Raw genomic sequence first — 25,760 nt, forward strand, 5'->3', positions numbered from 1 at the left:
TCGGCGTGCGCGGGGCGTCCGCGAGATGATCGTTCCCGCGAAACGCGCCGCGACGACGAGGAGGCCCAGGCATGACACGCCCGATCACGGCAGGAGTGGACGGTTCGCGGGAGAGCCTGGCCGCGCTGGAGTGGGCCGCCCGGGAGGCCGTACGCCGGGGGCTGCCGCTGCGCGTGGTGCACGCGTGGCGCTATGCCGAGCAGCTCGCCACGGCCGACCGCGCCACCCAGCACGGGTGGGTCACGGACGGTGTGACGCAGGCCGTGCGGGCCGTCACCGAGCGGCACCCGCGGCTCGCCACGACCGTCGATGTCGTGGAGGGCACGTCCGTGCACGCGCTGGTCCGGGCGGCGGCGGAGGCCGAGATGCTGGTGCTGGGCTCGCGCGGGCACGGCACGGTCGTCGGGTTCCTGCTCGGTTCGGTCGGCCAGCAGGTGATCGCCGGGGCCGCCCGGCCGGTGGTCCTGGTGCGCGCCGGGGACCGGCCGACCGCGGAGGTGGCCGGACGGGACGTCGTGGTCGGCCAGCACGGCGATGCCGAGGACAGCGCGGCCGCGCTGCGCTTCGCGTTCGAGACGGCGGCGGCACGCGGCGCGACCGTCCGGGCCGTCAGGGCGTGGACGCTGCCGCCGGTCTTCGCCTACAGCCCCGGTTCGCTCAAGCTCCTCGACGACGCGGGCGGCCTGGAGCCGTACGAGAAGCAGGCGCTGAGCGAGGCGCTCGGGCCGTGGCGGGAACGGTTCCCGGACGTGCCGGTGGCCGAACAGGTCGAGCTGGGCAGCGCGGGCCAGGTGCTGCTGTCGGTGGCCGGCCGGGCCCAGCTGATGGTCGTCGGGCGCCGCGCGCACCGTACGGCCGTGGGCGCCCGGATCGGCTCGGTGGCGCACGGGGTGCTGCACCACGCCGAGTGCCCGGTCGCCGTGGTCCCGCACGGGTGAGCCACGGACCCGGCTGCGCGACGGGTGACGGTGACCACGACCACGACCACGAGCTCGCCCGGCGCCCGTCCGCGCCGGCCGGACGGCGCGGCACGCATCCGGGGCGGGGCGCACGGGGCGAGGAGCCGTGCCGTCACGGCGACGGCACGGACCAGCAGCTGCGGGTCCCGCCCGGCCGCGCGGCCGCGCACGCCCTCAGCGGCGTGGCGCGGACGCCGACCGCCGTCAACGGCGTGCGGACGAACGGGTCCTGGCCGGGCAGGCGAGTGACCGTGACGCCCTGCGCGGGGTGGCCGGGCGCGGTGCGGGTGAGCCGCTCTCCGAGGGCCGCGTTCCAGACCCCGGCCCATGCCGCGAGCGCGGGGTGCTCGGGGTCCGTGGCGCTGAGCCGTCAGGCCATGACACGCACCCCAAGGCGCCGTGCGGGAGTCTAGGAGGCCCTCTCCTCGGCCTGTTCGGCCGCCGCGCGCATCGGCCCCCGGTGCAGCGGCCCGTGCCCGGGCAGCAGGACGTCGCCCTCCAGCGAGCCGATCACCTTCAGGGAGGCGATCGCCCCGGCGCGGTCGTGGTGGAAGAAGTCGGTCAGCAGCTGCGGGCCCTCGACCCGCGAGATCGCGTGCCCGCTGACCAGCGCGTCACCGGAGATGACGATCCCCGCGTCGGGCAGGTGGTAGACGCAGTGTCCGTCGGTGTGGCCGGGGGTGTGCACGGGCACGGGACGGCCGGGCAGGTCCAGCGGGCCGTCGGCCGGGAACGGCTCGGGAGCGGTGACGGGGTGTTGTTCGGTGCCGCCGACCTTGACGGTGTGCACCGCCCACGACAGCACGCCGGGGCGCCAGATGTTGCGCAGCACGTCGCCGACGGTGGCCTGCTGCAGGAACTCCCGCCGCGCGTGGCCGACTTCGGCGGGATGCAGATAGACCGGGACGCCGTAGGTGGCGCGCAGGTGCTCGGCCGAGCCCAGATGGTCGTTGTGCGCGTGGGTGATCAGCACGGCCGCGACCGCCTCGGGCGAGCTGCCCACCGCCGCGAGGGACTCCAGGACGCCCTGCCGGTCCCCGGGGTAGCCGGTGTCGACGAGGGTGACGGCGTCCCCGTCCTTGAGGATCACCCAGTTGACGTTGTTGCCGTGCACCAGATAGGTGCCGTCGGCTACTTGGTGTACCTCTGCCCGCATGGTCTCCCCACCCCGGTTGTCGCTGTTCGTCGCGGGACAGCCAACCAGATCGGGCGCCGTCCCGCGCACCGGGGTGCCGCACGGATCACTGCACGCCGTGCGGCCGGAACTGGACGCTGATGCGCGGTCCCGCGGCCCGCGCGGTCTTCGGTACGCAGTGCTCCCAGGTGCGCTGGCAGGAGCCGCCCATCACGATCAGGTCGCCGTGCCCGAGCGGGCGCCGTACCGTCGCGCCGCCTCCTTCGGCCGGGCGCAGCAGCAGGTCCCGGGGCGCGCCCACGGAGAGGATCGCCACCATGGTGTCCTCGCGGGCGCCCCGCCCGATCCGGTCGCCGTGCCAGGCCACACTGTCCCGGCCGTCGCGGTAGAAGCACAGCCCGGCGGTCGTGAACGGCTCGCCCAGTTCCCCGGCGTAGTGCCGGGACAGGGCGTCGCGCGCCTCGTCCAGCACCGGATGGGGGAGCGGGTCGGCGGCCGCGTAGAAGGCCAGCAGGCGTGGTACGGCCACCACGTTGTCGTACATCCTGCGGCGCTCGGCCCGCCACGGCACATCCGCCGCCAGTCGCTCGAACAGGGCGTCGGCCCCGTTCAGCCAGCCCGGCAGCACGTCGATCCAGGCGCCGGCTCCCAGCCCGGTCCGGCGCAGCCCGTCGAGCGGGCCGAGCCGCAGCTCGTCGGTCTGGTCGAACAGGGAGCCCTGGAGGTGCGTGGACATGGGTCCAGCGTACTCCTTAATCGAAAATGTGTTCCAAAGCGAAAGAAGGGCGGGGACTTTCGATGCATCGATGTATCGGATACATTCGCGTATCCGACGAGGGCGGAGGACCGGTGCCGATGAGCGAGACACCCAGGCGCGTCACCCGGCGCCGGGTCGCCACCCGGGCCCGGCTGCTCGACGCCGCGTTCCAGGTGTTCGCCGCCAAGGGCTTCGGCCGCGTCTCCATCGAGGAGATCTGCGAGGCCGCCGGCTACAGCCGCGGCGCCTTCTACTCCAACTTCGCCACCCTGGACGAGCTGTTCTTCGCGCTCTACCAGGAACGCGCCGACCTCATCGCCGACCAGGTCGCCGACGCCCTCGCCCAGGACGGCCCGGATCTCGACGTGCCGGCCTCCGTGGACCGGGTCACCGAGGTACTGCTGCTCGACGTGGACTGGCTGCTGGTCAAGACCGACTTCCTGGTGCACGCCGCCCGCGACCCGGCCGTCGCCCGGGCCCTCCTCGACCACCGGGCCCGGCTCCGGGAGGCCGTCGCGGACCGGCTCTTGCGGGCCCGCGGCCACACCGCGCTGCCCGCCGTACTCCGCGACGTGGACGGCGCCGCGCACGCCGTGGTCGCCGCGTACGACGGGGTCACCACCCAACTACTGCTGGACAAGGACGTCGAGGCCGCGCGGGCCTGGCTGAAACAGCTGCTCACCGCGCTGCTCACCGACGCCAGCACTTCCCCATCGAGCATCTGAGGAAGGAACCGGACGCCATGGACGCGGACGTCATCGTCGTCGGAGCGGGCCTCGCCGGCCTGGTCGCGGCGCACGAACTCACCAGCCGGGGACGCAGGGTGGCCCTGGTCGACCAGGAGAACGCCGCCAACCTCGGCGGCCAGGCGTTCTGGTCCTTCGGCGGGCTGTTCCTCGTCGACTCCCCGGAGCAGCGCCGCCTCGGCATCAAGGACTCCTTCGACCTCGCCTGGAACGACTGGCAGGGCAGCGCGCGGTTCGACCGGCTCGACGACGAGGACACCTGGGCGGTGCGCTGGGCCCGCGCCTACGTCGAGTTCGCGGCCGGCGAGAAGCGGTCCTGGCTGGAAGGCCACGGCATCACGCTGCTGCCGACCGTCGGCTGGGCCGAACGCGGCGACCTGCGGGCGCACGGGCACGGCAACTCCGTACCCCGCTTCCACATCGCCTGGGGCACCGGAACCGGGGTGGTCGAGCCCTTCGTGAAGTACGCCCGCCAGGCCGCCCGCGACGGACTGCTGACCTTCTACCACCGCCACCGGGTGGACGAGCTGGTCATCGAGGACGGCACGGCCCGAGGTGTGCGCGGCACGGTCCTCGCCGAGGATCTCTCGCCGCGCGGTGTCGCCTCCCACCGCGACCGGGCCGGCGACTTCGCCCTCACCGCCCAGGCGGTCGTCGTCACCAGCGGCGGCATCGGCGCCGACCACGACATCGTGCGCCGCTACTGGCCCGAGCGGCTCGGCACACCCCCCGCCGAGATGGTCACCGGCGTCCCCGCCTACGTCGACGGCCGCATGCTCGACATCAGCGCCGGGGCGGGCGTACGCCTCGTCAACCGGGACCGCATGTGGCACTACACGGAAGGCCTGCAGAACTGGGACCCGGTCTGGCCCGGTCACGGCATCCGCATCCTGCCCGGCCCGTCCTCCGTCTGGCTGGACGCCCTCGGCCGCCGGCTGCCCGACCCCTGCCTGCCGGGCTACGACACCCTCAGCACCCTGGAATACCTGCGCACCACCGAGGACATCGCCGGATACGACCACTCGTGGTTCATCCTCACCCGGAAGATCATCGAGAAGGAGTTCGCGCTCTCCGGCTCCGAGCAGAACCCCGACATCACCGCCAAGGACCGGGGGGCCGTGCTGCGCGACCGGCTGCTCGGCAAGGGCGCGCCCGCACCGGTGCAGGCCTTCCTCGACAAGGGCGCGGACTTCGTGACCGCGGGCAGCCTGGAGCAACTGGTCGGCAAGATGAACGCCCTGACCGGCAAGCCGCTGCTCGACGCGGCCGAGGTGCGCCGCCAGATCGAGGCCCGCGATCTGCAGCTGGCCAACCCCTACAGCAAGGACTCCCAGGTCCAGGGCATCCGCAACGCCCGCCGCTACATCGGCGACCGTCTCGGCCGGGTCGCGGCCCCGCACCGCATCCTCGACCCGGCCGCCGGCCCCCTCATCGGCGTCCGGCTGCACGTACTGACCCGCAAGACCCTCGGCGGCATCCAGACCGACCTCGACTCCCGCGCCCTGGCCGCCGACGGCACCCCGATCGAGGGGCTGTACGCGGCGGGCGAGGTGGCCGGCTTCGGCGGCGGCGGTGTGCACGGCTACAACGCGCTGGAGGGCACGTTCCTCGGCGGCTGCCTGTTCTCGGGGCGGGCGGCCGGCCGGCACGCGGCCGGGCGGACCGGCTGAGGTCAGCTCTTCAGCAGGTCCTCCAGCACGTGGGCGTGGCTCTGCTCCGGCGTCTTGGACGCCGTCAACAGGGTCACGCGGCCCCTGCGGGCCGCCCTGCGCAGGCCGTCGAGCAGCTCGGCGGCCTCAGGGGCGTCCAGTTCGGCCTCGTAGCGGCGGCGGAACTCCTCGTACGAGCCGCCGCCGTGGAACCACTTGCGCAGCTCCGTCGACGGCGTGAGTCCCTTGGGCCACTCGTCGATGTCCGCTTCCTCCTTGGCGATGCCGCGCGGCCACAGCCGGTCGACCAGCACCCGCAGGCCGTCGTCGGGCTCGGGCGGTTCGTAGATCCGGCGCACACGCACGCTCACGGGGCCCCTCTCGGGTCGCGGACGGTGCCGCGAGCGTACTGCGGCGGGTTACGGCCACTGGGGGCGACGCGGCGCAACGTGACCGGAAGGAGAGGCTCGGGCGGACCGGACCGCCCCTAGTCTGTCGGCCGGACGATCACCGGTCACTCCCCGAGGAGCGCATGTGACGCACCCCCACAGACCACCCGCGCGGCGCCGCCGGGCGGTCCTCGCCACCGTTCCCTTCGCCGTCGCGGCCCTCGTCGGCGCCGCCGCACCCACGGCGCCGGGCACCACCGGCGCGCCCGGCGCGGGCGACCCGTACTTCCCGCTCAGCGGCAACGGCGGCTACCACGTCCGGCACTACGATCTGACGCTGCGTTACGACACCGGGACCCGGCACCTCGACGGCACCGCGGTCCTCACCGCCCGCGCCACCCAGCGGCTGACCCGCTTCGACCTCGACCTCACGGGACTGACCGTCACCGGCGTCACCGTCGACCGCGCCCCGGCCGCCTTCCGGCGCGACGGCCAGGAACTCGTCGTCACCCCGCGCCGCACCCTGCCCGCGGGCCGCGCGTTCCGGGTCGCCGTCAAATACCGGGGCACCCCCGGGCCGGTCACCGACCCCGACGGGTCGCCGGACGGCTGGATCCCCACCGACGACGGCGCGTTCGTGGCCGGCGAACCACAGGGCGCCATGACCTGGTTCCCGGCCAACGCCCACCCCAGGGACAAGTCGTCGTACGACTTCACGCTCACCGTCCCGCAGGGGCGCACCGCGGTCGCCAACGGCGAGCTGCTCTCCCAGCGCACCGCGCACGGGTACACGACGTTCCGCTGGCGCGAGAGCCGGCCGATGGCCGCCTACCTGGCCACCGCGACCGTCGGCACCTTCAAGGTCCAGCGGTACACCACCCCCGACGGCATCCGGGTCTACAACGCCGTGGACCCCCGGGAGGCGACCACCGCCGCGCCGGTGCTGAAGAAGCTGCCCGCCGTCCTCGCCTGGGAGAGCAAGCTGTTCGGGCCGTACCCGTTCCGGTCCGCCGGGGCGATCGTCGACCACGCCCCGGGCGTCGGCTACGCGCTGGAGACCCAGACCCGGCCGCTCTACGACTCCGCACCCGACCTGACCACCCTCGTCCACGAGAGCGCCCACCAGTGGTTCGGCGACTCCGTCTCGCTGACCTCCTGGAAGGACATCTGGCTCAACGAGGGCTTCGCCACCTACGCCGAGTGGCTGTACGCCGAGCAGCACGGCGGCGACAGCGCCCAGAAGGCCTTCGACGCGCTCTACGCGACCCCGGCGGACAACCAGCTGTGGGCCTACCCGCCGGGCGATCCGGGCAGCGGAAAGAACATCTTCGGCATGCCCGTCTACGCCCGCGGCGCCATGACCCTGCACGAACTGCGCAAGGCGGTGGGGGACCGGGACTTCTTCCGGATCCTGCGCACCTGGGCGGCACAGCACCGCGACGGCCACGGTACGACCGCACAGTTCACGCAGCTGGCCGAGCGGGTGTCGGGCAAGCGGCTGGACGGGCTGTTCCACACCTGGCTGTTCACGAAAGGCAAGCCGGACAGCGCCTGAGTCCTTACCGTTTCCGAGTAGATCCTTACCGGTTCCAAACAAGTGTCGGCCAGGGTCGGCACCATGATCCATCGCAGAACCGCCGTCGCGGTCCTCGCCTCCCCGCTGCTGCTCACCGGCTGCGGCGGCGGAGCCGAGGCGAGCGAGCGCCGGACGCCGGCCACCCGTCCGGCGCCGACGGCCACCCCCACCGAGATCGAGGCGGAACAGGCACCGCAGGGCATACCCGGCCTCGGCCCCACGCTGCGGGCCGCGATACCCGAGCACTGCGAACAGGCCGTCGTCGCCACCGGACGCGGCAAGGACTCCCCCGTCTGCACGGTCGTCCTGTACGAACGCACCGCCAGCGGCTGGCAGGCCGGACCCGCCTGGCCCGCCCACAACGCCCTGCGCGGCTGGAGCGGCCATCACATGCTCGGCGACCTGCGCTCCCCGCTCGGCGTCTACACCCTCTCCGACGCCGGCGGCCTCCTCCCGGACCCCGGCAGCAAGCTGCCGTACCACCGGTCCGCCGGATTCCACTCACCGGGCACCGGCTTCGAGGGCGAGCCGCTCGACGGCTGCTTCGACTACGTCATCGCCATCGACTACAACCGCGAGCCCGGCACCTCGCCGCTGGACTGGACGCGGCCCCTCGGACCCGGGCGCGGCGGCGGAGTCTGGCTGCACGTCGACCACGGCGGCCCCACCCACGGCTGCGTCAGCGTCGCCAAAGCCGCCATGAAGGACCTCCTGCGCACCCTCGATCCGGCCCGGCATCCGGTCGTCGTCATGGGGTACGCCGACTGGCTCGCACGCTGAGCCGCTTAGGATCCGAACTCGTGTGCGCTCATGTGCTGGTAGCCGAGGACGACGAGAAGCAGGCCGAACTGATCCGCCGTTCCCTGCTGGCCGAGGGACACCTCGCCACGGTGGTGCACGACGGCGCCGCCGCGCTGGACGCCGCCCGCCGGCTGCGGCCCGACCTCGTCGTCCTGGACCTGATGCTCCCGGTCGTCGACGGCTTCGGCGTGTGCCGGGTGCTGCGCGGCGGCGAGGACCCGGACATCCCCGTGGTCATGCTCACCGCCCGCTCCGCCGAGGACGACGTGCTGCTCGGCCTCGAACTGGGCGCCGACGACTACATGACCAAGCCGTACAGCCCGCGCGAGCTGATGGCCCGCATCCGTACGGTGCTCCGGCGCAGCGGGCGGGGCGGCGACGCCCGGGACGGCGACCTGGCCGCCCGGGCCGCCGGGATCAGTGTCGACCCCGAGCGGCACGAGGTGCGCTGCGACGGCGTCCCGGTGGAGTGCACGCCCGCCGAGTTCCAGATCCTGCTGGCCATGGCGGGCGAGCCGGAGCGGGTCTTCACCCGGCGGCAACTGCTGCACTGCACCCGCGGCTTCGACCGGGCCTCCACCGAACGGGCCGTCGACGTGCACATCATGAACCTGCGCCGCAAGATCGAGACCGACCCACGCCGCCCGGTCCGCCTGCTGACCGTGTTCGGCGTCGGCTACAAGCTGAGCGGGGCGCGGCCGTGAAACGCCGGTTGCCGTGTGCCTGGCCCGAGGGGCGGCTGTGAAGTCCCGGCGGTCCCGCGTCGGCCGGGCGGTGTCCGTGACGTCCCGGCGGTGGCGTGCTTGCCGGGCGGTGTCCGTGAAGGCCCGGCGATCCCGCGTCGGCCGGGCAGTGTCCGTGCAGGCCGGGCGCGGCCGGGCGGTGTCCGTGCAGGCCGGGCGCGGCCGGGCCTGCGTGAGGTGTTCATGAAGGCCCAGCGGTTCCGCGTCGGCCAGGACGGGCCCTTGCGGCGTCGGATCCCGCTGCGCAAGCGGCTGCTCGTCCGGCTGCTGTCCGTCTCCGCCCTGATCGCCGTCTGCTCGGTGGCCGCCACCGCCTGGCTCGCGGTCACGACGACGACCAGTGCCCTGAAGGAGGAGCAGGGTCAGGATCTCGCGGCCGACAACAGCATCCTGGCGGGGCTCAGCGGGTACGCCGCCACCCACGCCGACTGGGCCGATGCCCGGCGCACGGTCCGGGACCTGGCCGCGAAGACCGGCCGCCGCATCGCGCTCACCACCGCCGACCGCACCCTGGTCGCCGACTCCGCGCCCCGCGGCACCCCGCTGCCGCCCCGGCCCGCCGCCACCGTCGACCCGCTGCGCACCGACACCTACAGCGAGACCGGCGCCCAGCTCAGCGGGATCGACCCGCGCGTGGTGGGGCCCTACCGGCTCCCGGTGGATGAGCGGGCGGGACTGGACGCGCTGGCCGCCGCACGCAAGCAGTGCTACGCGCGCTACGGCCTGCAGACCAGCATCGTCCGCACGGCGAGCGGACGGCCCGTCGTCACCGGCGCGGACGGCACCGACCCCACCGGCTACGGCGCCACGGTCTGCGCGGACGGCCGGCTCGACACGCCCACCCCGACCGAGCGCAGAGCCCTGGACGCGCTCACCGAACTGGCCCGGCCCTGCCTGAAACGGGCCGGCATCGACCTCAACGGCCCGCTGTTCCTCACCTTCGACCCCAGTGGCAAGGATCCCTTCGCCGGCGGCTACCTCATCGCCAAGTACGCCAAGGCGGGCCAGGCGGCGACGGCCCGCGCGGCCCAGCACTGCGTCCTGACCGCCCGACGCACCCAACTGGAGCCCTACGTCGCCCCGGTGGCCGAGCTGTTCCTCGGCATCGGCGACCAGAACCCGGCCCGCTTCCACATGTCCCCGGCCAACAAGGCCAAGGTGATCGGCGCGGCCGGCCTCGTCCTCGCCGTCACCGTCGCCGTGACCGCCGTCGTCGCCGTCCGGCTGGTACGGCCCCTGCGTGCGCTGACCGAGGCCGCCGGGGCACCGCCCGAACTGCACGTACGGGTACCGGTGACCACCCGGGACGAGACCGGCATCCTCGCGGAGGCCTTCAACGACCTGACCGAGCGGCGCGAGCGTCTGGAGGCCCAGCGCAAGGCGATGGTCAGCGACATCGCGCACGAACTGCGCAGCCCGCTGACCAACATCCGCGGCTGGCTGGAGGTCGTCCGGGACGGCGTCGTCGACCCCGAACCGGCTTTGCTGGACTCGCTGCACGAGGAGGCCCTCGTCCTCCAGCGGATCATCGACGACCTCCAGGACCTCGCCGCCGCCGACGCCGGCACCCTGCGGCTGCACCGCGAACCGCTGTGCGCCGGTGACCTCGTCGACCAGGTCGCCGCCGCGCACCGCGTCGCCGCGGACGCCGCCGGGGTGGCCCTGCACACCGCGGCCGACCCCGCCGCCTGGCTGGACGCCGACCCGGTACGGATGCGGCAGGCCCTCGGCAACCTGGTCTCCAACGCGCTGCGGCACACTCCGGCCGACGGCACGGTCACCCTGGCCGCCCGCCGGGACGGCACCGATGTCGTCCTGACCGTCACCGACACCGGCACGGGCATCGCGGCGGAGGATCTGCCGCATGTCTTCGAGCGGTTCTGGCGCGCCGAGAAGTCCCGCAGCCGCCGCACCGGAGGCAGCGGCCTGGGCCTGTCCATCGTGCGTCATCTGATGGCCGCCCACGACGGCACGGCCGAGGCCACGAGCGAGCCCGGCGCGGGCGCGGTCTTCACCCTGCGGCTGCCCGGCACCGGGCCGCAGGACCCGATCGGGACCTGACCGGAACCACGGCGTCGCTGCCCGGGTCGTCACTGGCGCAGCGCCTGCCTCGCCGTCGTCGTCACCGCCTCGGCCAGGGCCGCCAGCGCGGGGGAGTCGAGTTTCCACTGCTGCCAGTACAGCGTGGCGTCCGCCCACTCGTCCTCGGCGAGGAGGGTGAGGCGGCCCTCGGCCAGGAGCGGTCCGGCCTGGGCCTGGGGGACCATGCCCCAGCCGAGGCCGGCGGCGACCGCGTCGGCGAATCCCTCGGAGGTGGGCACGTAGTGCCTGAGGGGGCTCGCGGGCCCGCGGCCCAGCCGGCGTACGAAGGCGTCCTGGAAGTCGTCCTTGCGGTCGAAGACCACGACCGGGGCCCCGGGCAGCAGCTCGGGCAGCGGCCCGGCCAGGTGCCGCTCCACGAACCGCGGCGCGGCGACCGGCAGATAGCGCATCCGCCCGAGCGGGCGGACCGTGCAGCCCGGCACGGGTTCGGGCAGGGACGTCACCGCAGCCATCACCAGGCCCTCCCGCAGCAGCGCCGCCGTGTGGTCCTCGTCCTCCCGGTGCAGTTCGAAGCAGAGTCCCGCCACCCGGGTCAGCGCCGGCAGGAACCAGGTCGCCAGCGAGTCCGCGTTCACCGCGACCGACACCCGGGTCGGCTCCCCGGCGCCGCTCAGCCCCAGTTCGCCCCACGCGTCCCGCTCCAGCCGCCCGAGCTGCCGGGCGAAGCGCACCAGCACCGCCCCGGACTCCGTGGGCCGCACCGGTTTGGTGCGCTGGAGCAGGACCCGGCCGGTGCGCTGTTCGAGCGCCTTGACCCGCTGGCTCACCGCCGAGGGCGTCACGTGCAGGGCCGCCGCCGCGGCGTCGAAGGTGCCCTCGTCCACCACGGCGAGCAGCGTTCGCACCTGCTCCAGGGGAAGCTCAGTCATCATAACGGCTAAGGATACGTAAGAATCTTTAGCTGTACTTGCGCCGACCGGTTTCCTAGCGTCGACGGCATGAACAACGCCCTGACCGCCGCGGCCGCAGGATTCGGCAGCGGACTCTCCCTGATCGTCGCCATCGGCGCCCAGAACGCCTTCGTCCTGCGCCAGGGGGTGCGCCGGGATGCCGTGCTCGCGGTGGTCGGCATCTGCGCGCTGTCCGACGCGTTGCTCATCGCGCTCGGCGTCGGCGGGGTCGGCGCGGTCGTGGTGGCCTGGCCGGGCGCGGTCCGGGCGGTCGGCATCGTCGGCGGCGCCTTTCTGCTGTGTTACGGCGTCCTCGCCGGCCGCCGGGTGCTCCGGCCCGGCACCGGCCTGCGCACGGACGGCGAGGCGGCCGGCTCACGCCGCCGGGCGGTGCTCACCTGCCTGGCGATGACCTGGCTCAACCCGCACGTCTACCTGGACACGGTGTTCCTGCTCGGCTCCCTCGCCGCCGACCGGGGCCCGCTGCGCTGGACCTTCGGGCTCGGCGCCGCGCTCGCCAGCCTGTGCTGGTTCACCGCGCTCGGCTTCGGCGCCCGGCTGCTCGGCCGCGTCCTGGCCCGGCCCCGTGCCTGGCGCGTGCTGGACGGCCTGGTCGCCGTCACGATGCTGGCGCTCGGCGCCACGCTCATGGCCGGATCCTGAGACAACCGGTTCGGTGTACACGGGGGTTGCTGAGATAGTTAGCCTCTCGAATGGAAAAGATGTAGCGAGCATTCAGGACACCTGTGGACACGAGCGAGAGCAGTACGACCGAACCGGGACCCATACGGGAGGAGGGGGCGGCGTTGCCCCGGCGCGGCTGGCGGCGCTGGGCGATGGACACCCGCCCGCTGCGGATCCCCGCCTACCGGCGCCTGTGGACGTCGACCATCGTCACCGCCGTCGGCAGCCAGCTCACCGCCGTCGCCGTACCCAAGCAGATCTACGACATCACCCACTCCTCGGCCTGGGTCGGCTATGCGAGCCTGGCCGGCCTCGTGCCCATGGTGGCGTTCGCGCTGTGGGGCGGGGCGGTCGCCGACACCGTGGACCGCCGCAAGCTGCTGCTGGTCACCAACACCGGCATCGCGGTGACGTCGGTGCTGTTCTGGGTGCAGGCGGTCACCGGCCTGGACTCGGTCGTCGTCCTCATGGTGCTGCTCGCGTTCCAGCAGGCGTTCTTCGGTCTCAACGCCCCGGCCCGCAACGCCTCCATCGCCCGGCTGGTGCCCGCCGGGGAGCTGGCCGCCGCCAACGCCCTCGGCTCCACGGTGGCGCAGACCGGAATGGTGGCCGGCCCGTTGCTCGCCGGTGTGCTCATCCCGGTCATCGGGCTGCCCGAGCTGTATCTGATCGACGCCCTGGCGCTGTGCGTCACCGTGTGGGCCGTCTTCCGGCTGCCCGCGCTGCCGCCGCTCGGCGATGTGGCCGCCCGCCGGGCCGGGATACGTGAGATAGCCGAGGGCTTCCGCTACATCTCCCGGCACAAGGTGCTGCTGCTGTCCTTCCTCGCCGACATCGTCGCCATGGTCCTCGGCATGCCCCGCGCCCTGTTCCCGCAGCTGGCCCACCAGACCTACCACTCCTACGGCGAAGGGCTCGCGCTCGGCGTGCTGTTCGCCGGCATCCCGGTCGGCGCGGTGCTCGGCGGCCTGTTCTCCGGGGTGTTCTCGCGGGCCCGCCGGCACGGCCGGATGGTGATCGCGGCGGTGGTCGGCTGGGGCGTGGCCGTCGCCGGGGCCGGGCTGAGCGGGAACCTCTGGGTGGCCATGGCCTTCCTCGCCGCGGCCGGGGTCGCCGACATGATCTCGATGGTCTTCCGGGGCGCGATCCTGCTCTCGGCCGCGACCGACGAGATGCGCGGCCGTATGCAGGGTGTCTTCACGGTGGTGGTCGCGGGCGGGCCACGGCTGGCCGACGTGCTGCACGGCACCGCCGGCTCCGTGTTCGGCCCACGGGCGGCCGTGGCGGGCGGCGGCGCCCTGGTCGTCGTGGTGATGCTGGCCCTGGCCGCCGCCGTGCCGGCACTGCGCCGCTACCGGATCTGAAACCGAACCGCTCCCGCGGCGGAGCTCACAGCGGGCCGCTGCGCCGCCGGATCGCGTACTGGTCCATCAGCTTGCCGCGGGTCGTCTCCAGACGGCCCGCGAGGATCTCGGCCACCGTCCGCACCAGCGACAGCCCGAGCAGCGGATCCTCCACGCACAGGGCGAGCGCCGCGGGCCCGTCGAACTGGTAGGCCCGCACGTTGCTGAAGGCGACCGCGCCGAAGTCCCACTCGTACGGCGGGAACAGCCACGACCAGCCGAGCAGGTCGCCCGCGCCGAGCGTGGCCACCGTCACCCGCTTCCGGGAGGTGACCTCCTGGTCCAGGTGCACCGCGCCCGAGCGGATCACCCAGAACCGGTCGGCGATGCCGCCCGCCTCGAAGATGCGGGTGTCCTCCGGGAAGGAGACCTCCTCGGCCAGTTCCATCAGGCGCTCGCGCTGTGCCTGGGGCAGGGCCGTGAGCAGTTTGATCGCTTTGGTCATGGCGCGGGGCTCCTCGCCGGCGGCGGTTCGGGTGCGTTCCGTAAGCCCATTTCAGCCGCTGCCGCCGTCCGGGGCACCTCGAAGGACACGGAACCGCGTGCCGGATCACCTGTCCGGTGGCGTGCGCGGGCAGCAGAAAGCCCTGGCTGGACGGGGGAGGCCAGCCAGGGCTGCTTGCGGTGACGCGGGGAGGGAGGAAGGACGGTTCCGGTCCACTCCGGCATCACGTATGTATGAACGATAAACCATTTCGGGTACGGGAGTCCCCTCGGAAGGGGGTCACGTGACCTGTTTCACCTTTCCACCGGTGCCGGCACCGGCGTCCGGCCCGGGCAGGCCCAGCGGCCGGGCCAGACCCGAGACCGCCTCGTCCAGGCGCTGGAGATGGCGCAGCACCCGGTCGGTGACCCGGCCGTAGCGCGGGGTGCGCAGGGTGCCCGGCTCCAGCATCGAGGCGATGCTCGGGCCGGTCTCGATCGCGGCCGTGGAGCGCGGGTCGGCGACGTGCGCGGCGATCGTCCCGATGTTGTGCAGGATCCGCCCGCACGCCCCGCTCAGCCGGGGATCCGCCGCGATCGACGGATGCGTCGGCAGCAGTTCGGCCGTGGCCGCGAGGGAACGCGCGTGATAGGCGCACGTCTCCAGCAGCGCCACCACGTACCGGGCGGTGTCCCGGCGCGAGCGCAGCGGGGTGATCGGATGGGTCAGCGGCTGGGTGGCCGCGCGCAGATCGGCCAGCGCCTGGTCCAGATCGCGCGCCTGCTCCACCAGATCGTCACCCGCCCCGCCGCTCAGCTGGTCGACGGCGCCCCGGGTGACATCGGCCAGCCGGTCCAGCACCGCGACGAGCAGCTCGTTGGTACGGCGGTCGGTGTGGATCGGCAGCACCACCGCCGCCGCGATCACCCCGCAGGCCGCGCCGAGCGCCGTCTCCTCCACCCGCAGCACCAGCACGGACAGGCTGTAGGTGTTCAGCAGCGTATACAGCAGCCCGAGCATCGCCGTGACGAAGAACGACATCAGCGTGTACGACAGGGGCGCCGTGTAGAACATCGCGAAGATGAAGACCAGCACCAGCGCGAACGCCGTCCACGTGTGCTGCCCGACCAGCCCGGCGAGCCCGATACCGGCCACCACGCCGAGCACCGTGCCCAGCAGCCGGCGGTAGCCCTTCACCAGGATCTCGCCGGTGGACGCGGTGTTGATGAACACGATCCAGCAGGTCAGCACCGCCCAGTACCAGCGCTGGCTGGACAGCAGCTCGCCGCCGGCGATGGCCAGCGCGGAGCCGACGGCCACCTGGACCGCGGCCCGCGTCGTGGGACGGCTGAGACCGGTCGGCTCCGGCTCCTCGGCCTCGCTCTCCTCGCCCGCCTCGATCGCGGCGTCCTCCGCGTCCAGCTCCTCCCGCGAGCGGATGGTCGCCGGGCTGTCGTCGGACTCGTCGTGCGCCCCGTCCAGCGCGAGCCTGAGTCCCAGCGCGGCCCGGGCGGCCTCGCCGAGGCCGCGGAAGACGTCCTGCACGGCCGGGGAGGCCTGGGGCAGGTTCTCCTCCTCGCGGTAGCCGAGCAGCCGGTTGCGCACCTGCGCGAGCGCCGTGCCCCGGGCCTCGCCGACCGGCCGCAGCATCAGCAGCCGCAGCGCGTCCAGGTCCCGGCGCAGCGCCTGCGTCGCCTCGTCCCGCACCGGCGGCGCCCCGCCCGAGGGCAGCAGGGCGCCCGGCAGATGCAGGGTCAGGGTGTCGGTCCGCTGGGCGCTGCGCGCGGTGAGCAGCAGCAGGCCGAGCCGCTCGGAGGCGATCTCGGCGTCGGCGATCCGGCGCTGCAGCAGCCGCGCCACCGTCGGGTCGGAGGTGCCGTCCTCCAGCCGCCCCTGGATCATCAGCGCCGTCTCGTGCAGCCGGGCGGTGGCGGTGCGCAGGTCCTCCAGGACCTTGTCCACCTCGTCCGGCCCGGCGTCCAGCAACTCGGCCTGGGCGGCGATCAGCTGGGCGAGGCGCGCGCGGAAGGCCCGCCGCAGCCGGTCCAGGGTGCCCGCCGGGGTCTGCGGCAGCAGCACGAACCGGGCGAGCGCGCTGCACGCGAACGCCACGCAGATGACCCCGTACAGCGCGGGCAGCGCGGAGGCGGTCGCGTGGACGAACAGCGAGAGGAAGTAGATCTGGAAGCCGATCAGCCCCAGTGCCGTACCGCGGTCGCCGAAGCGGCGGCTGTAGACCGCGCCGAAGATGAGGGCGACGAAGAACAGGTCGCCGACGACCACCCGCTGGTTCAGCAGCGCGCCCAGCGACACCGAGGCCAGCGCCACCGGCAGGCCGAGCGCGAGGGTGACGGCCTGCTGGAAGCGCTGGTTCTCCCGGATGGCGAAGGTCGACACCATCGCCGCCATAGCACCGGCGACGAGATGCGCCACCGGTACCCGCAGCGCGGCCAGGACGGCGAGGGCCAGGGCGATCGCGGTGACCGTGCGCAGTCCCGCGGTGAGCCGCAGCAGCCCGGGATCCGACGCCGCGAGCCGGTCCCGCATCCGTACCCGCCCCGACCGTCCCGCTGCCCTCACGCCGCCGCGCTCTCTCCCGTGCCAGAAATCGATCTCCGTCCCAGCATCGCACGAGTGCGCGGATTACCTGCCCTCGGCCAGGGGGCGCGAGGGCGCGGACCGCGGCCGTCCCGGCGGAGCGCTCAGCTCTGCGCGGTCCCGCCCTCCACCCGGGCCCGCACCTGTTCCGGCGTCAGATACGAGTCCGTGTACTCGAAGTCCTTCAGCCGCGCGGGCCTGCGGGACTGGAACCCGGTGCGGACGAAGTCGTCACCGGCGACCGCGTTCAGCAGCCAGTTGGTCATCACCCGGGTCTTGGCCACGTTGGTGCGCAGCGCCGACCAGTGGTAGCCACGGGCCACCGCCTGGGCGGCCACCCCGCGCAGCTCGAGGCCGAGCGGCTTGGACACGGCGTCCTTGCCGCCGAGGTCGACGACGAGGCCGAGATCCTTGTGCACATACGGCGTCAGCGGCTCGTCCCGCAGGGTCGCGATGACGTTGTCGGCGACCTTCTTGCCCTGGCGCATGGCGTGTTGCGCGGTGGGCGGGCAGACCGCGCCCGCCTCGTGCTTCGCCAGGTCGGGCACGGCGGCGGCGTCGCCGAGCGCGAAGACCCCGTCGTGACCGGGCACCGTCATCTCCGCGGTCACCGCCAGCCGGCCCCGCACCGTCTCCACACCGAGCGTGCCGATCAGCGGGCTCGCGACCACGCCGGCCGTCCAGATCAGCGTGTGCGTCGGCACCACCCGGCCGTCGGTGAAGGTGACCTCCTCGGCGCCGGCCTTCTCGATCGACACCCCCAGCGACACGTCGATACCGCGCCGGCGCAGGATCTCCTGCGCGCTGCGGCCGAGTTTCTCGCCCAGCTCCGGCATGAGCCGGGGCGCGATGTCGATGAGGTGCCACTTGATCAGGCCGGGGTCCAGTCGCGGATAGCGCTGGACGGCGGCGTGGGTGAGCCGTTGCAGACAGGCCGTGGTCTCGGTGCCGGCGTATCCGCCGCCGACCACCACGAACTGCAGCCGCGCGGCCCGCTCGGCCGGGTTGTCGCTCGCGTCGGCGAGGTCGAGCTGGGTGATGACGTGGTCGCGGATGTAGGCGGCCTCGGCGAGGGTCTTCATCCCGAAGGCGTGCTCGACCAGCCCCGGGATGTCGAAGGTGCGGGTCACGCTGCCCGGGGCCAGCACGATGTAGTCGTACGGCTCCTCGACGTCCTGGTCGGTGAGGGTGCGCACGACGCACACCTTGGCCTTCAGGTCCACACCGATCGCGCCGCCCGGCAGGATCCGGGTGCGGTACCTCTTGCTGCGGCGCAGACTGACGGCGATCGACTGCGGGGTGAGCACCCCCGAGGCGACCTGGGGCAGCAGCGGCAGATAGAGCTGATAGGAGTACGGCGTCACCAGGGTGACGTCGGCCTCGTCCGGGGCGAGTTTCCGCTCCAGGCGGCGGACGCACTCGACTCCGGCGAAGCCTGCGCCGACCACCAGGATCCTGGGTCGTGTCACGGTGTTCATCCCTTTCTGCGGCTCCAGGCGGTCCGACTCGACGCCGTTCGCGTGCCCTGGATCGCCTGCGCACCACCTTCGATCCCACCGTGACCCGGGCCGGTGCGCCAGCCGGGTGCGGCAGGCAGACGAACGCGTGGCCACCAGCATGCACCCGCCGGCGGCCGCACGAGCGGTTGTCGCACGGATACCCGATGACCGGCCGCCGATGCCGGGTCCGGCCGTGTCCGCCCAGCGGAACCCGGGGGTCCGTTCAGCGGAACACGTCGTCCGGCTCGTCCCAGTCCGCCGGCTCCCGTACCCCCCGGCCGGTCCGGGACCGCGCCTGGTACATCGCGTCGATCTCGGCGGCGTAGTGGCGCACGACGGCGTCCCGGCGCAGTTTCATCGACGGTGTGAGCAGACCGCCCGTCGCGGCGAACGGCTCCGGCAGGACGCGGTGGACCCGGATGGACTCCGCACGCGAGACGGCACTGTTGGCGGAGGCCACGGCCCGCGCGATCTCCTCCCGCAGCGCGTTCTCCTCGCGGCTCTCCCGGCCGGGGGTGTCGCCCGGCAGCGCCAGGGTGCCCCGCCAGTGCGCGAGGAACTCCGGGTCCAGCGTGATCAGGGCGCCGACGCAGGGCCGGTCGTCGCCGAGCACGACGGCCTGGTGGACCAGCGGGTGCATACGCAGCCGCTGCTCCAGCGGGGCGGGGGCGACGCTCTTGCCGCCGCTGGTGACGATGATGTCCTTCTTGCGTCCCGTGATCGTCAGATAGCCCTCGCAGTCCAGCCGCCCGATGTCCCCGGTGGCCAGCCAGCCGCCGCGCAGCGCGGCCCGGGTCGCCGCCTCGTCGCCGACGTAGCCCTGGAACACCGACGGACCGCGCACCAGGATCTCCCCGTCGTCGGCCACCAGGACGTCCGTGCCGGGCAGCGGGCGGCCCACGGTCCCTGACTTCGCCCGGCCGAGCGGCTGCATGGTGATCCCGCCGGAGCACTCGGTGAGTCCGTAGCCGTCGTTGACGAGGACGCCGATCCCCTCGTAGAACAGGGTCAGTTCGCGGCTGAGCGAGGAGCCGCCGGAGGTGCCGCGCACCACCCGGCCGCCGAGCGCCGCGCGCAGTCTGCGGTACACCGTCCGCTCGTACAGGGCGTGTTGCAGCCGCAGATCGAACCCGGGGCCCGGCCCGGTGCCCAGCCGCCGGCGCTCCTCGGCCACGGCGAAGTCCCGCGCGGTCTGCGCCGCCCGCTCGAACAGGGCGCCGCGGCCCGTCTGTTCGGCCGTCCGCAGGAAGTTCTTGTAGAGCTTCTCGAACACCGACGGCACGCCGTACAGATACGTCGGTCGGAACGTGCCGAGCGCCGACGCCAGCGCGGCCTCGGACAGCTCCGGCTCGTGCGCCATCAGCGCCCCGCCGCGGACACACGTGATCATGATCATCATGCCGTACACATGGGAGAACGGCAGGAAGGCCAGCACCGACGGCTGCTCACCCGGGGGCGCCGCGGTGTGCGCCCAGCCGGCCAGCAGGGTGTCGCAGGGGTAGGCGAGACCGCGGTGGCTCAGCGCGCAGCCCTGGGGACGGCCGGAGGTGCCGGAGGTGTAGACGACGGCCGCCGTGGCGTCCGGCAGCACGATCCGGCGCAGCGACTCCACGGTGGTGTACGGCACCACCGTGCCCCGCCGGGCGAGGTCGGTCAGCGCGCCCGCGTCCAGCTGCCAGACGTGGCGCAGCCGCGGCAATCCGGCGCACACCGTGCCGACGGTCATGGCGCCCTGCTCGTCCTCCACGACCACGGCCACACAGCCGGCGTCCCGCAGGATCCACTCGACCTGGTCGCGCGAGGAGGACGGATGGACCGGCACCACCTCCGCGCCCACGGACCACAGCGCATGGGCGAGGACGGTCCACTCGTAGCGGGTGCGGGCCATCACGGCCACCCGGTGGCCGGGCGAGATCCCGGCGGCGACCAGCCCCTTGGCCAGGTCGACCACCGCGTCGCGCAGTTCGGCCGCCGTCAGCTCCTGCCAGCCGCCGGCGGCGGAGGCGGCGCGGTGGGCGAGGAGCGGCAGCGCGGGGCTGCGTTCCGCGATCTCGAAGACGCTGTCGGCGAGGCCGCCGGTGAGCGGCCGGGTTGCGGCGGGAGCGGAAGCGACGTCGGGCATGCGCTGCTCCTGGATGCACGGAGGGTCACACCGCCGATCGGCTCTGTGGTCGGCGGTGCTCGAATGTAGCCGAGGTGAGCGCGTTCGGGGCGGGGAACGGGGAAGTCGTGATCGGCCCATGACCCGGCCGTGTCTCTTCTTGCCGCGAAGCGTCCTGAACCGGCGCCGGACCGCTCAGCTCTGGGTGTGCCGCACGCACTCGGTGACGACCTCCTGCAGACTGCCGGTGCGCTCCAGCACCCCGCGCTGCTCGCGCGCCCCCGTACCCCGGCGCAGCAACTCGCCGAGGGCCTCCTCGACCAGGGGCGCGTCCCCGCTGTCGGCGAGCGCCTGCTCGGTGTGCTCCAGCAGCGCGCGCACCACCTCGGGCGCCGGCCTGGGCCGCATCGTCACGGGGTCGAGCAGCTCCTGGTCCAGGCCGGAGCGGGCGGCGTGCCAGGCGGCCAGCCGGAGCAGGCTCACGCTGTGGCCGGCCGGCGGCCGGCCCGCCCGCCAGTCCCGCGCGGCCGTCTCCACCAGGGCACGCGCCAGCGTGGCGACGAGAACCGTGGTCTCCGCACGCAGACACACGTCCGCCACCCGTATCTCCACCGTCGGGTACTTCACCGACAGACGTGCGTCGAAGTACACCATCCCCGCGTCCAGGATGACCCCGCTGGCCAGCATGTCCGTCACCTGCTCGTGGTAGCGCCCGGGCGAGCCGAACAGCTCGGTCGGCCCCGCCGACGGACAGCGCCCCCACAACCGGCTGCGGAAGCTGACGTAACCGGTGTCCCGGCCCTGCCAGTACGGTGAGTTGGCGCTGAGCGCGCACAGCACCGGCAGCCACGGCCGCAGCCGGTCGAGGACGGCGACTCCCTCCTCGTCGGACTCCACCGCCACATGCGCGTGACAGCCGCACACGAGCTGGTCCTGGGTGGCGATCCCGTACTGCCCGGCCATCCACCGGTAGCGCTCGGCCTCCGTGAGCGCGGGGGTGACCGGCAGCGGGCAGGTGGCCAGCGCGGCGACCGCGCCGCCGACCTCGCCGGCGAGCCGGGCCGCTTCCTTGCGGGAGCGCACGATCTCGGCGCCGAGGTCCGCCATGTCCGTGTGCGGACGTGTGGCGAGTTCCAGCATCTGCCCGAACAGCTCCGACTGGAACAGGTCCTGCCCGGGATCGTCCTGGACGGCCCGGGTGAGGAGGGCGGCCGCCAGTGCCTTCGGCTCACCGCTGTCCGGATCGACCAGAAGGAGTTCCTCCTCCACACCGACAGTGCGCACGTGGGGCCGCCCTTCTGTTCAGACCGCGAGGGGCAGACGAAAGTCTGTACGACCCTGACTGTCCCCTCGGCGGTCCGCCGACACCTTCGGGTTCAGCGCACAGGCGTCAACCAGACAGTGGCGAGCGGCGGCAGGGTGAGCCGCAGGAACCCGCCCTCCGGGGTGAGGCGGGCCCCCGGAGCCCCGGCACCGACACCGCTGCCGCCGTAGCGCGTGTCGTCCGTGTTCAGCGCCTCCTGCCAGGCAGGGAAGGGATCCGGAACCCACAGGCGGTAGTCGGAGCGGACCACGGGGGAGAAGTTCGAGACCGCCAGCAGAGCGGAGCCCTCGGCGTCGAAGCGAAGGAACGCGAATACGTTGTCGTCCGCCGCGTCACACAGCACCCACTGGAAACCGCCCGGATCGGTGTCCCGCTGCCACAGCGCCGGCGTCGCCCGGTACCGGACGTTCAGGTCCCGCACGAGATCCCGCACGCCCCGGTGGTCGCCGGCCGAGTGGTAGTCGTCACCGAGCAGCCACCACTCGGGGCCGTGCGCCTCGGACCACTCCGCTCCCTGCGCGAACTCCTGCCCCATGAAGAGGAGTTGCTTGCCCGGATGGGCCCACATGAAGCCGAGGTAGGCCCGGTGGTTGGCGCGCCGCTGCCACCAGCCGGTGGTTGGCGCGCCGCTGCCACCAGTCGCCCGGCATCTTCGACACCAGCGCCTGCTTGCCGTGCACCACCTCGTCGTGCGAGATCGGCAGGACGTAGTTCTCGCTGTACGCGTACACCATCGAGAAGGTCATCTCGTGGTGGTGGTAGACACGGTGCACCGGCTCCTTCTGCACGTACTCCAGCGAGTCGTGCATCCAGCCCATGTTCCACTTCAGCCCGAAGCCGAGCCCGCCGCTGTCCGTCGGCCGGGTCACGCCGTCCCAGGCGGTGGACTCCTCGGCGATCGTCACCACGCCCGGGCAGCGCCGGTAGACCGTGGCGTTCATCTCCTGCAGGAAGGCCACCGCGTCCAGGTCCTCCCGCCCGCCGTAGGCGTTCGGCTGCCACTGCCCGGAGTCCCGCGAGTAGTCGAGATAGAGCATCGAGGCGACGGCGTCCACGCGTAGCCCGTCGATGTGGAACTCCTGGCACCAGTACACCGCGTTGGCGACGAGGAAGTTGCGCACCTCGGTGCGGCCGAAGTCGAACTCGTACGTCCCCCAGTCCGGATGCTCGGCCCGCCGCCAGTCCCCGGGCTCGTACAGCGGCTTCCCGTCGAACCGGGCCAGCGCCCAGTCGTCCTTCGGGAAGTGCGCCGGTACCCAGTCCATGATCACGCCGATACCGGCCCGGTGCAGCGCGTCCACCAGGTACTTGAAGTCGTCCGGCGAGCCGAGCCGGGGCGTCGGCGCGTAGTACGAGGTGACCTGATATCCCCAGGACCCGCTGAAGGGGTGGCCGGCGACCGGCATCAGCTCCACGTGCGTGAAGCCCAACTCCACGACGTACGCGGGGAGTTCATCGGCCAACTGGCGATACGTCAATCCCGGCCGCCAGGACGGCAGATGGACCTCGTACACGGAGAACGGCGCCTGGTGCACGGGGGTGTCACCCCGGTGCGCCATCCACTCCGCGTCGTCCCACTCGTGGCGGGACACCGCGACGACCGACGCCGTGTCCGGCGGCACCTCCGTGCGCCGCGCCATCGGGTCGGCCTTGAGGAACCGGTGGCCGTGCCGTGAGGTGATCTCGAACTTGTAGCGCGCGCCCTCGCCGATCCCCGGCACGAACAGCTCCCACACCCCGGACGCGCCGAGCGAGCGCATCGGGTACTGGGTGCCGTCCCAGTAGGTGAAGTCCCCGGCCACCCGTACCCCCCGGGCGTTCGGCGCCCACACCGCGAACCGGGTGCCGGCCACCCCCTGGTGCGTCATCGGCTCCGCACCGAGCGCCTGCCACAGCTGCTCGTGCCGGCCCTCCCGGATCAGATGCAGGTCCAGCTCGCCCAGCGCCGGCAGGAAACGGTACGGATCGTGCACCTCCTGCTCGGTGTCGTCGTAGGCCACCAGCAGCGTGTACGACGCCGGGACCTGCGGGCAGGGCAGCACCGCCGCGAAGAGACCGTCACCCTCCGACACGAGCGGGTGGCGCGTGCCGTCGGCCAGGACGCTCACCGCGCGGGCGTTCGGGCGCAGCGTCCGGAACAGGGTGCCGCCCGGCACCGGGTGGGCGCCCAGCAGGGCGTGCGGATCGTGGTGGGCGCCACCGAGCAGCCGGCCGCGCTCGGCCGGGTCGAGCGGGGCGAGATGGAGGTCCCCCCGGACGCGGTCCGGGGGAGGGACGGCCCGCACCGCAGCGGGGCCGGCGGTCTCGGGCAGTGAGGTGTCGCGCAGGGCCATGACGTCAGCCTCCCCACACGGCGAGTCGTTTGATCGCCGCCATCGGAACCGGCAGCCAGTCCGGCCGGTGTCTTGCTTCGTACAGCACCTCGTAGACCGCCCTGTCCGTCTCGTGCGCGCGCAACAGCGCGTGCTTCTTGCGTGGATCCCAGCCCGCGCGGGCCGCGTAGCCCGCGCAGAACGCCTCCCGGCAGCGGCGCGCCCATTCGGGTCGCCAGGGGCGGCGCTGCCGGGCCGCGTAGTCGAAGGAGCGCAGCATCCCCGCCACGTCCCGCACCGGGGACTGCGGGGCCTGCCGTTCGGCGAGCGGCCGGGACGGCTCGCCCTCGAAGTCGATGACGAACCAGTCGCGGCCGGCCCGCAGCACCTGCCCGAGGTGCAGATCGCCGTGCACGCGCTGGGCGGGCGGCCCGGTGTCGCACGTGGCGAGCGCCCCGAACGCGGCCCGCAAACCCGGCACATAGGGCCGCAGCCCCGGTACGGCGTGCGCGGCCGCGTCCAGCCGCGCGCCCATCGCCTGCGCCGTACGGCCGTTCTCGCCCGGCCCGGCCGATCCGAACGCCTCGGCCAGCGCCAGGTGCACCTCGGCCATGGCCCGGCCGAGTTCCCAGGCCTCGGCGGTGAAGTCGTCGCCCGCGCCGAGCGCGCGCAGCGCCAGCGTCCAGCCGTCGGTCGCGTCCGGCAGGAACGGCTGGAGCACCCCGAGCGTGGCCGGCTGCGGCTCGCTCGTCCCGAACCAGGCCACCGGCGCCGGCACCCGGGTGCACCCCTGCGCGGCGAGCGCGGCCGACACCTCCAGGTCCGGGTTGACGCCCGGCTGGATCCGCCGGAAGACCTTCAGGATGTACGCGTCGCCGTACACGATCGACGAGTTGGACTGCTCCGCGTCCAGCAGGCGCGGCGGCAGCCCGCCGGGCACCAGGGCGGCCGGGTCGGCCTCGAACCGCAGCGGGCCCAGCGTGCCGGGGTGCCGCAGCCGCTCCAGCAGCAGATGCGCCGAGCGCGGGTCGTGCAGCGCGTCGTAGACCGCGAGCCCGGCGAACGGGCCGTGCTCGGCCCGTCCGATGTACGCCCGCTCCAGACGCGGGGCGAGGTGCTCGCGCAGACCGAGCAGCAGCTGGTAGCAGTCGCCGGGCGGGGAGGTGCCGCCGGGCGTGGGCAGCGGCGCGTGCGAGGCGTGCACGAGCAGGTGCAGACACCCCGGGACCAGCTCGGTCACGGACAGCACCGACAGATCGGTGACGGGCCGGTCCTTGCCCGCGAACCAGCGCTGCCTCGGCAGCCACTCGCGCAGCAGCCCGCCCAGCGAGGCCAGGGGGCCGTCGGGGCCGACGGCGGTTCTCGGCCGGACGGTGATGGTCTTCGGCATGACGCGTCCTTTCCTCGGCGCCGGGCGGTCAGCGGCGGCCGATGCGGGATGCGACTCGAGTGAGCCGGAACCAGTAGAAGCCGTGCCCCTGCAGGGTCAGCAAGTACGGCAGTTCACCGATGGCGGGAAAGCGCACCCCGCCGATCAGCTCGACCGGATGGCGGCCGTCGTAGGTCCGCAGGTCGAGTTCGGTCGGCTGGGCGAAGCGGGAGAAGTTGTGGACGCACAGGACGAGGTCGTCCTCGTACTCGCGGAGGAAGGCGAGCACCGCCGGGTT

At 73.4% G+C, this 25,760-nt stretch carries 20 protein-coding genes and 1 pseudogene; 9 read left to right on the plus strand and 12 right to left on the minus strand.

Annotated elements, in window-relative coordinates; all coding sequences use genetic code 11:
- Positions 1-71 precede the first annotated feature (71 nt).
- Positions 72-938: a universal stress protein gene (locus tag ADK64_RS17495; protein ID WP_053659941.1), complete on the plus strand. Its 867-nt coding sequence runs from the start codon at positions 72-74 to the stop codon at positions 936-938.
- A gap of 430 nt (positions 939-1,368) precedes the next feature.
- Here the strand turns inward: ADK64_RS17495 and ADK64_RS17500 are convergent, their stop codons facing one another.
- Together ADK64_RS17500 and ADK64_RS17505 are read right to left on the minus strand one after the other, a co-directional pair.
- Positions 1,369-2,115 carry an MBL fold metallo-hydrolase gene (locus ADK64_RS17500; RefSeq protein ID WP_053659943.1) on the minus strand — a complete coding sequence of 249 codons (747 nt, stop codon included), beginning with the start codon at positions 2,113-2,115 and terminating at the stop codon, positions 1,369-1,371.
- 85 nt (positions 2,116-2,200) lie between these two features.
- The gene (locus tag ADK64_RS17505) at positions 2,201-2,830 is read right to left on the minus strand and encodes an alpha-ketoglutarate-dependent dioxygenase AlkB (RefSeq protein ID WP_053659945.1); all 630 of its coding nucleotides are present in this window, start codon (positions 2,828-2,830) and stop codon (positions 2,201-2,203) included.
- Positions 2,831-2,949: 119 nt separating this feature from the next.
- On the opposite strand from ADK64_RS17505, the gene ADK64_RS17510 reads away from it, so the two are divergent.
- Positions 2,950-3,576: a TetR/AcrR family transcriptional regulator gene (locus ADK64_RS17510; RefSeq protein ID WP_053659947.1), complete on the plus strand. Its 627-nt coding sequence runs from the start codon at positions 2,950-2,952 to the stop codon at positions 3,574-3,576.
- Between the two features lie 17 nt (positions 3,577-3,593).
- Positions 3,594-5,267 carry an FAD-binding dehydrogenase gene (locus tag ADK64_RS17515; protein WP_053659950.1) on the plus strand — a complete coding sequence of 558 codons (1,674 nt, stop codon included), beginning with the start codon at positions 3,594-3,596 and terminating at the stop codon, positions 5,265-5,267.
- A 2-nt stretch (positions 5,268-5,269) separates the two neighbouring features.
- Here ADK64_RS17515 and ADK64_RS17520 read toward each other — a convergent pair whose 3' ends face one another.
- A complete protein-coding gene (locus ADK64_RS17520) occupies positions 5,270-5,617 on the minus strand; it encodes a DUF488 domain-containing protein (protein WP_199829639.1) in 348 nt (115 codons plus the stop codon).
- A gap of 163 nt (positions 5,618-5,780) precedes the next feature.
- Here ADK64_RS17520 and ADK64_RS17525 point away from each other — a divergent pair, with 163 nt between their 5' ends.
- From ADK64_RS17525 to ADK64_RS17540, 4 genes are all read left to right on the plus strand, one after another.
- Positions 5,781-7,190, plus strand: coding sequence for a M1 family metallopeptidase (locus tag ADK64_RS17525; RefSeq protein ID WP_053659955.1), 1,410 nt, complete (start codon positions 5,781-5,783; stop codon positions 7,188-7,190).
- 63 nt (positions 7,191-7,253) lie between these two features.
- Complete coding sequence (locus ADK64_RS17530) at positions 7,254-7,991, plus strand: L,D-transpeptidase family protein (RefSeq protein ID WP_053660011.1); 738 nt, start codon at positions 7,254-7,256, stop codon at positions 7,989-7,991.
- A gap of 20 nt (positions 7,992-8,011) precedes the next feature.
- On the plus strand, positions 8,012-8,716 hold the full coding sequence (locus tag ADK64_RS17535) for a response regulator transcription factor (RefSeq protein WP_053659957.1): 705 nt from the start codon (positions 8,012-8,014) through the stop codon (positions 8,714-8,716).
- A 222-nt stretch (positions 8,717-8,938) separates the two neighbouring features.
- A complete protein-coding gene (locus ADK64_RS17540) occupies positions 8,939-10,816 on the plus strand; it encodes a sensor histidine kinase (protein ID WP_420712987.1) in 1,878 nt (625 codons plus the stop codon).
- A gap of 29 nt (positions 10,817-10,845) precedes the next feature.
- Here ADK64_RS17540 and ADK64_RS17545 read toward each other — a convergent pair whose 3' ends face one another.
- On the minus strand, positions 10,846-11,730 hold the full coding sequence (locus tag ADK64_RS17545; protein ID WP_053659959.1) for a LysR family transcriptional regulator ArgP: 885 nt from the start codon (positions 11,728-11,730) through the stop codon (positions 10,846-10,848).
- A gap of 66 nt (positions 11,731-11,796) precedes the next feature.
- On the opposite strand from ADK64_RS17545, the gene ADK64_RS17550 reads away from it, so the two are divergent.
- Entirely contained in the window at positions 11,797-12,411 is a 615-nt protein-coding gene (locus ADK64_RS17550; RefSeq protein WP_053659962.1) for a LysE/ArgO family amino acid transporter, read from the plus strand.
- Between the two features lie 83 nt (positions 12,412-12,494).
- A complete protein-coding gene (locus ADK64_RS17555; RefSeq protein WP_053659964.1) occupies positions 12,495-13,796 on the plus strand; it encodes an MFS transporter in 1,302 nt (433 codons plus the stop codon).
- A 25-nt stretch (positions 13,797-13,821) separates the two neighbouring features.
- On the opposite strand, the gene ADK64_RS17560 is transcribed toward ADK64_RS17555, so the two are convergent.
- From ADK64_RS17560 to ADK64_RS17595, 8 genes and pseudogenes are all read right to left on the minus strand, one after another.
- A complete protein-coding gene (locus tag ADK64_RS17560; protein WP_053659966.1) occupies positions 13,822-14,280 on the minus strand; it encodes a cyclic nucleotide-binding domain-containing protein in 459 nt (152 codons plus the stop codon).
- A 279-nt stretch (positions 14,281-14,559) separates the two neighbouring features.
- Positions 14,560-16,806 (minus strand): FUSC family protein, encoded by a 2,247-nt coding sequence (locus ADK64_RS17565; protein WP_053659968.1) that lies wholly within the window; start codon positions 16,804-16,806, stop codon positions 14,560-14,562.
- Positions 16,807-16,961: 155 nt separating this feature from the next.
- Positions 16,962-18,335, minus strand: a complete 1,374-nt coding sequence (locus ADK64_RS17570; protein ID WP_053659970.1) for an NAD(P)/FAD-dependent oxidoreductase — start codon at positions 18,333-18,335, stop codon at positions 16,962-16,964.
- A 244-nt stretch (positions 18,336-18,579) separates the two neighbouring features.
- Positions 18,580-20,478: an AMP-dependent synthetase/ligase gene (locus tag ADK64_RS17575; RefSeq protein WP_053659972.1), complete on the minus strand. Its 1,899-nt coding sequence runs from the start codon at positions 20,476-20,478 to the stop codon at positions 18,580-18,582.
- Between the two features lie 174 nt (positions 20,479-20,652).
- Positions 20,653-21,741 (minus strand): glutamate--cysteine ligase, encoded by a 1,089-nt coding sequence (locus ADK64_RS17580; RefSeq protein ID WP_053659974.1) that lies wholly within the window; start codon positions 21,739-21,741, stop codon positions 20,653-20,655.
- A 92-nt stretch (positions 21,742-21,833) separates the two neighbouring features.
- Positions 21,834-24,114 (minus strand): annotated as a pseudogene (gene glgB, locus ADK64_RS17585) (1,4-alpha-glucan branching enzyme).
- 4 nt (positions 24,115-24,118) lie between these two features.
- Entirely contained in the window at positions 24,119-25,483 is a 1,365-nt protein-coding gene (locus tag ADK64_RS17590; protein WP_053659977.1) for a maltokinase N-terminal cap-like domain-containing protein, read from the minus strand.
- Between the two features lie 28 nt (positions 25,484-25,511).
- Positions 25,512-25,760 (minus strand): alpha-glucosidase C-terminal domain-containing protein (locus tag ADK64_RS17595; RefSeq protein ID WP_199829640.1); only part of this gene is annotated, 249 nt, incomplete at its 5' end.

Source organism: Streptomyces sp. MMG1121 (assembly GCF_001280015.1).
GTDB lineage: Bacteria > Actinomycetota > Actinomycetes > Streptomycetales > Streptomycetaceae > Streptomyces.

What these genes read in the sequence shown, in the direction of transcription:
- ADK64_RS17495 (WP_053659941.1), top strand. Translation starts at nt 72, where the DNA reads ATGACACGCCCGATCACGGCAGGAGTGGACGGTTCGCGGGAGAGCCTG.
- ADK64_RS17500 (WP_053659943.1), bottom strand. Translation starts at nt 2,115, where the DNA reads ATGCGGGCAGAGGTACACCAAGTAGCCGACGGCACCTATCTGGTGCAC.
- ADK64_RS17505 (WP_053659945.1), bottom strand. Translation starts at nt 2,830, where the DNA reads ATGTCCACGCACCTCCAGGGCTCCCTGTTCGACCAGACCGACGAGCTG.
- ADK64_RS17510 (WP_053659947.1), top strand. Translation starts at nt 2,950, where the DNA reads ATGAGCGAGACACCCAGGCGCGTCACCCGGCGCCGGGTCGCCACCCGG.
- ADK64_RS17515 (WP_053659950.1), top strand. Translation starts at nt 3,594, where the DNA reads ATGGACGCGGACGTCATCGTCGTCGGAGCGGGCCTCGCCGGCCTGGTC.
- ADK64_RS17530 (WP_053660011.1), top strand. Translation starts at nt 7,254, where the DNA reads ATGATCCATCGCAGAACCGCCGTCGCGGTCCTCGCCTCCCCGCTGCTG.
- ADK64_RS17540 (WP_420712987.1), top strand. Translation starts at nt 8,939, where the DNA reads ATGAAGGCCCAGCGGTTCCGCGTCGGCCAGGACGGGCCCTTGCGGCGT.
- ADK64_RS17545 (WP_053659959.1), bottom strand. Translation starts at nt 11,730, where the DNA reads ATGATGACTGAGCTTCCCCTGGAGCAGGTGCGAACGCTGCTCGCCGTG.
- ADK64_RS17550 (WP_053659962.1), top strand. Translation starts at nt 11,797, where the DNA reads ATGAACAACGCCCTGACCGCCGCGGCCGCAGGATTCGGCAGCGGACTC.
- ADK64_RS17560 (WP_053659966.1), bottom strand. Translation starts at nt 14,280, where the DNA reads ATGACCAAAGCGATCAAACTGCTCACGGCCCTGCCCCAGGCACAGCGC.
- ADK64_RS17565 (WP_053659968.1), bottom strand. Translation starts at nt 16,806, where the DNA reads ATGCGGGACCGGCTCGCGGCGTCGGATCCCGGGCTGCTGCGGCTCACC.
- ADK64_RS17570 (WP_053659970.1), bottom strand. Translation starts at nt 18,335, where the DNA reads ATGAACACCGTGACACGACCCAGGATCCTGGTGGTCGGCGCAGGCTTC.
- ADK64_RS17575 (WP_053659972.1), bottom strand. Translation starts at nt 20,478, where the DNA reads ATGCCCGACGTCGCTTCCGCTCCCGCCGCAACCCGGCCGCTCACCGGC.
- ADK64_RS17590 (WP_053659977.1), bottom strand. Translation starts at nt 25,483, where the DNA reads ATGCCGAAGACCATCACCGTCCGGCCGAGAACCGCCGTCGGCCCCGAC.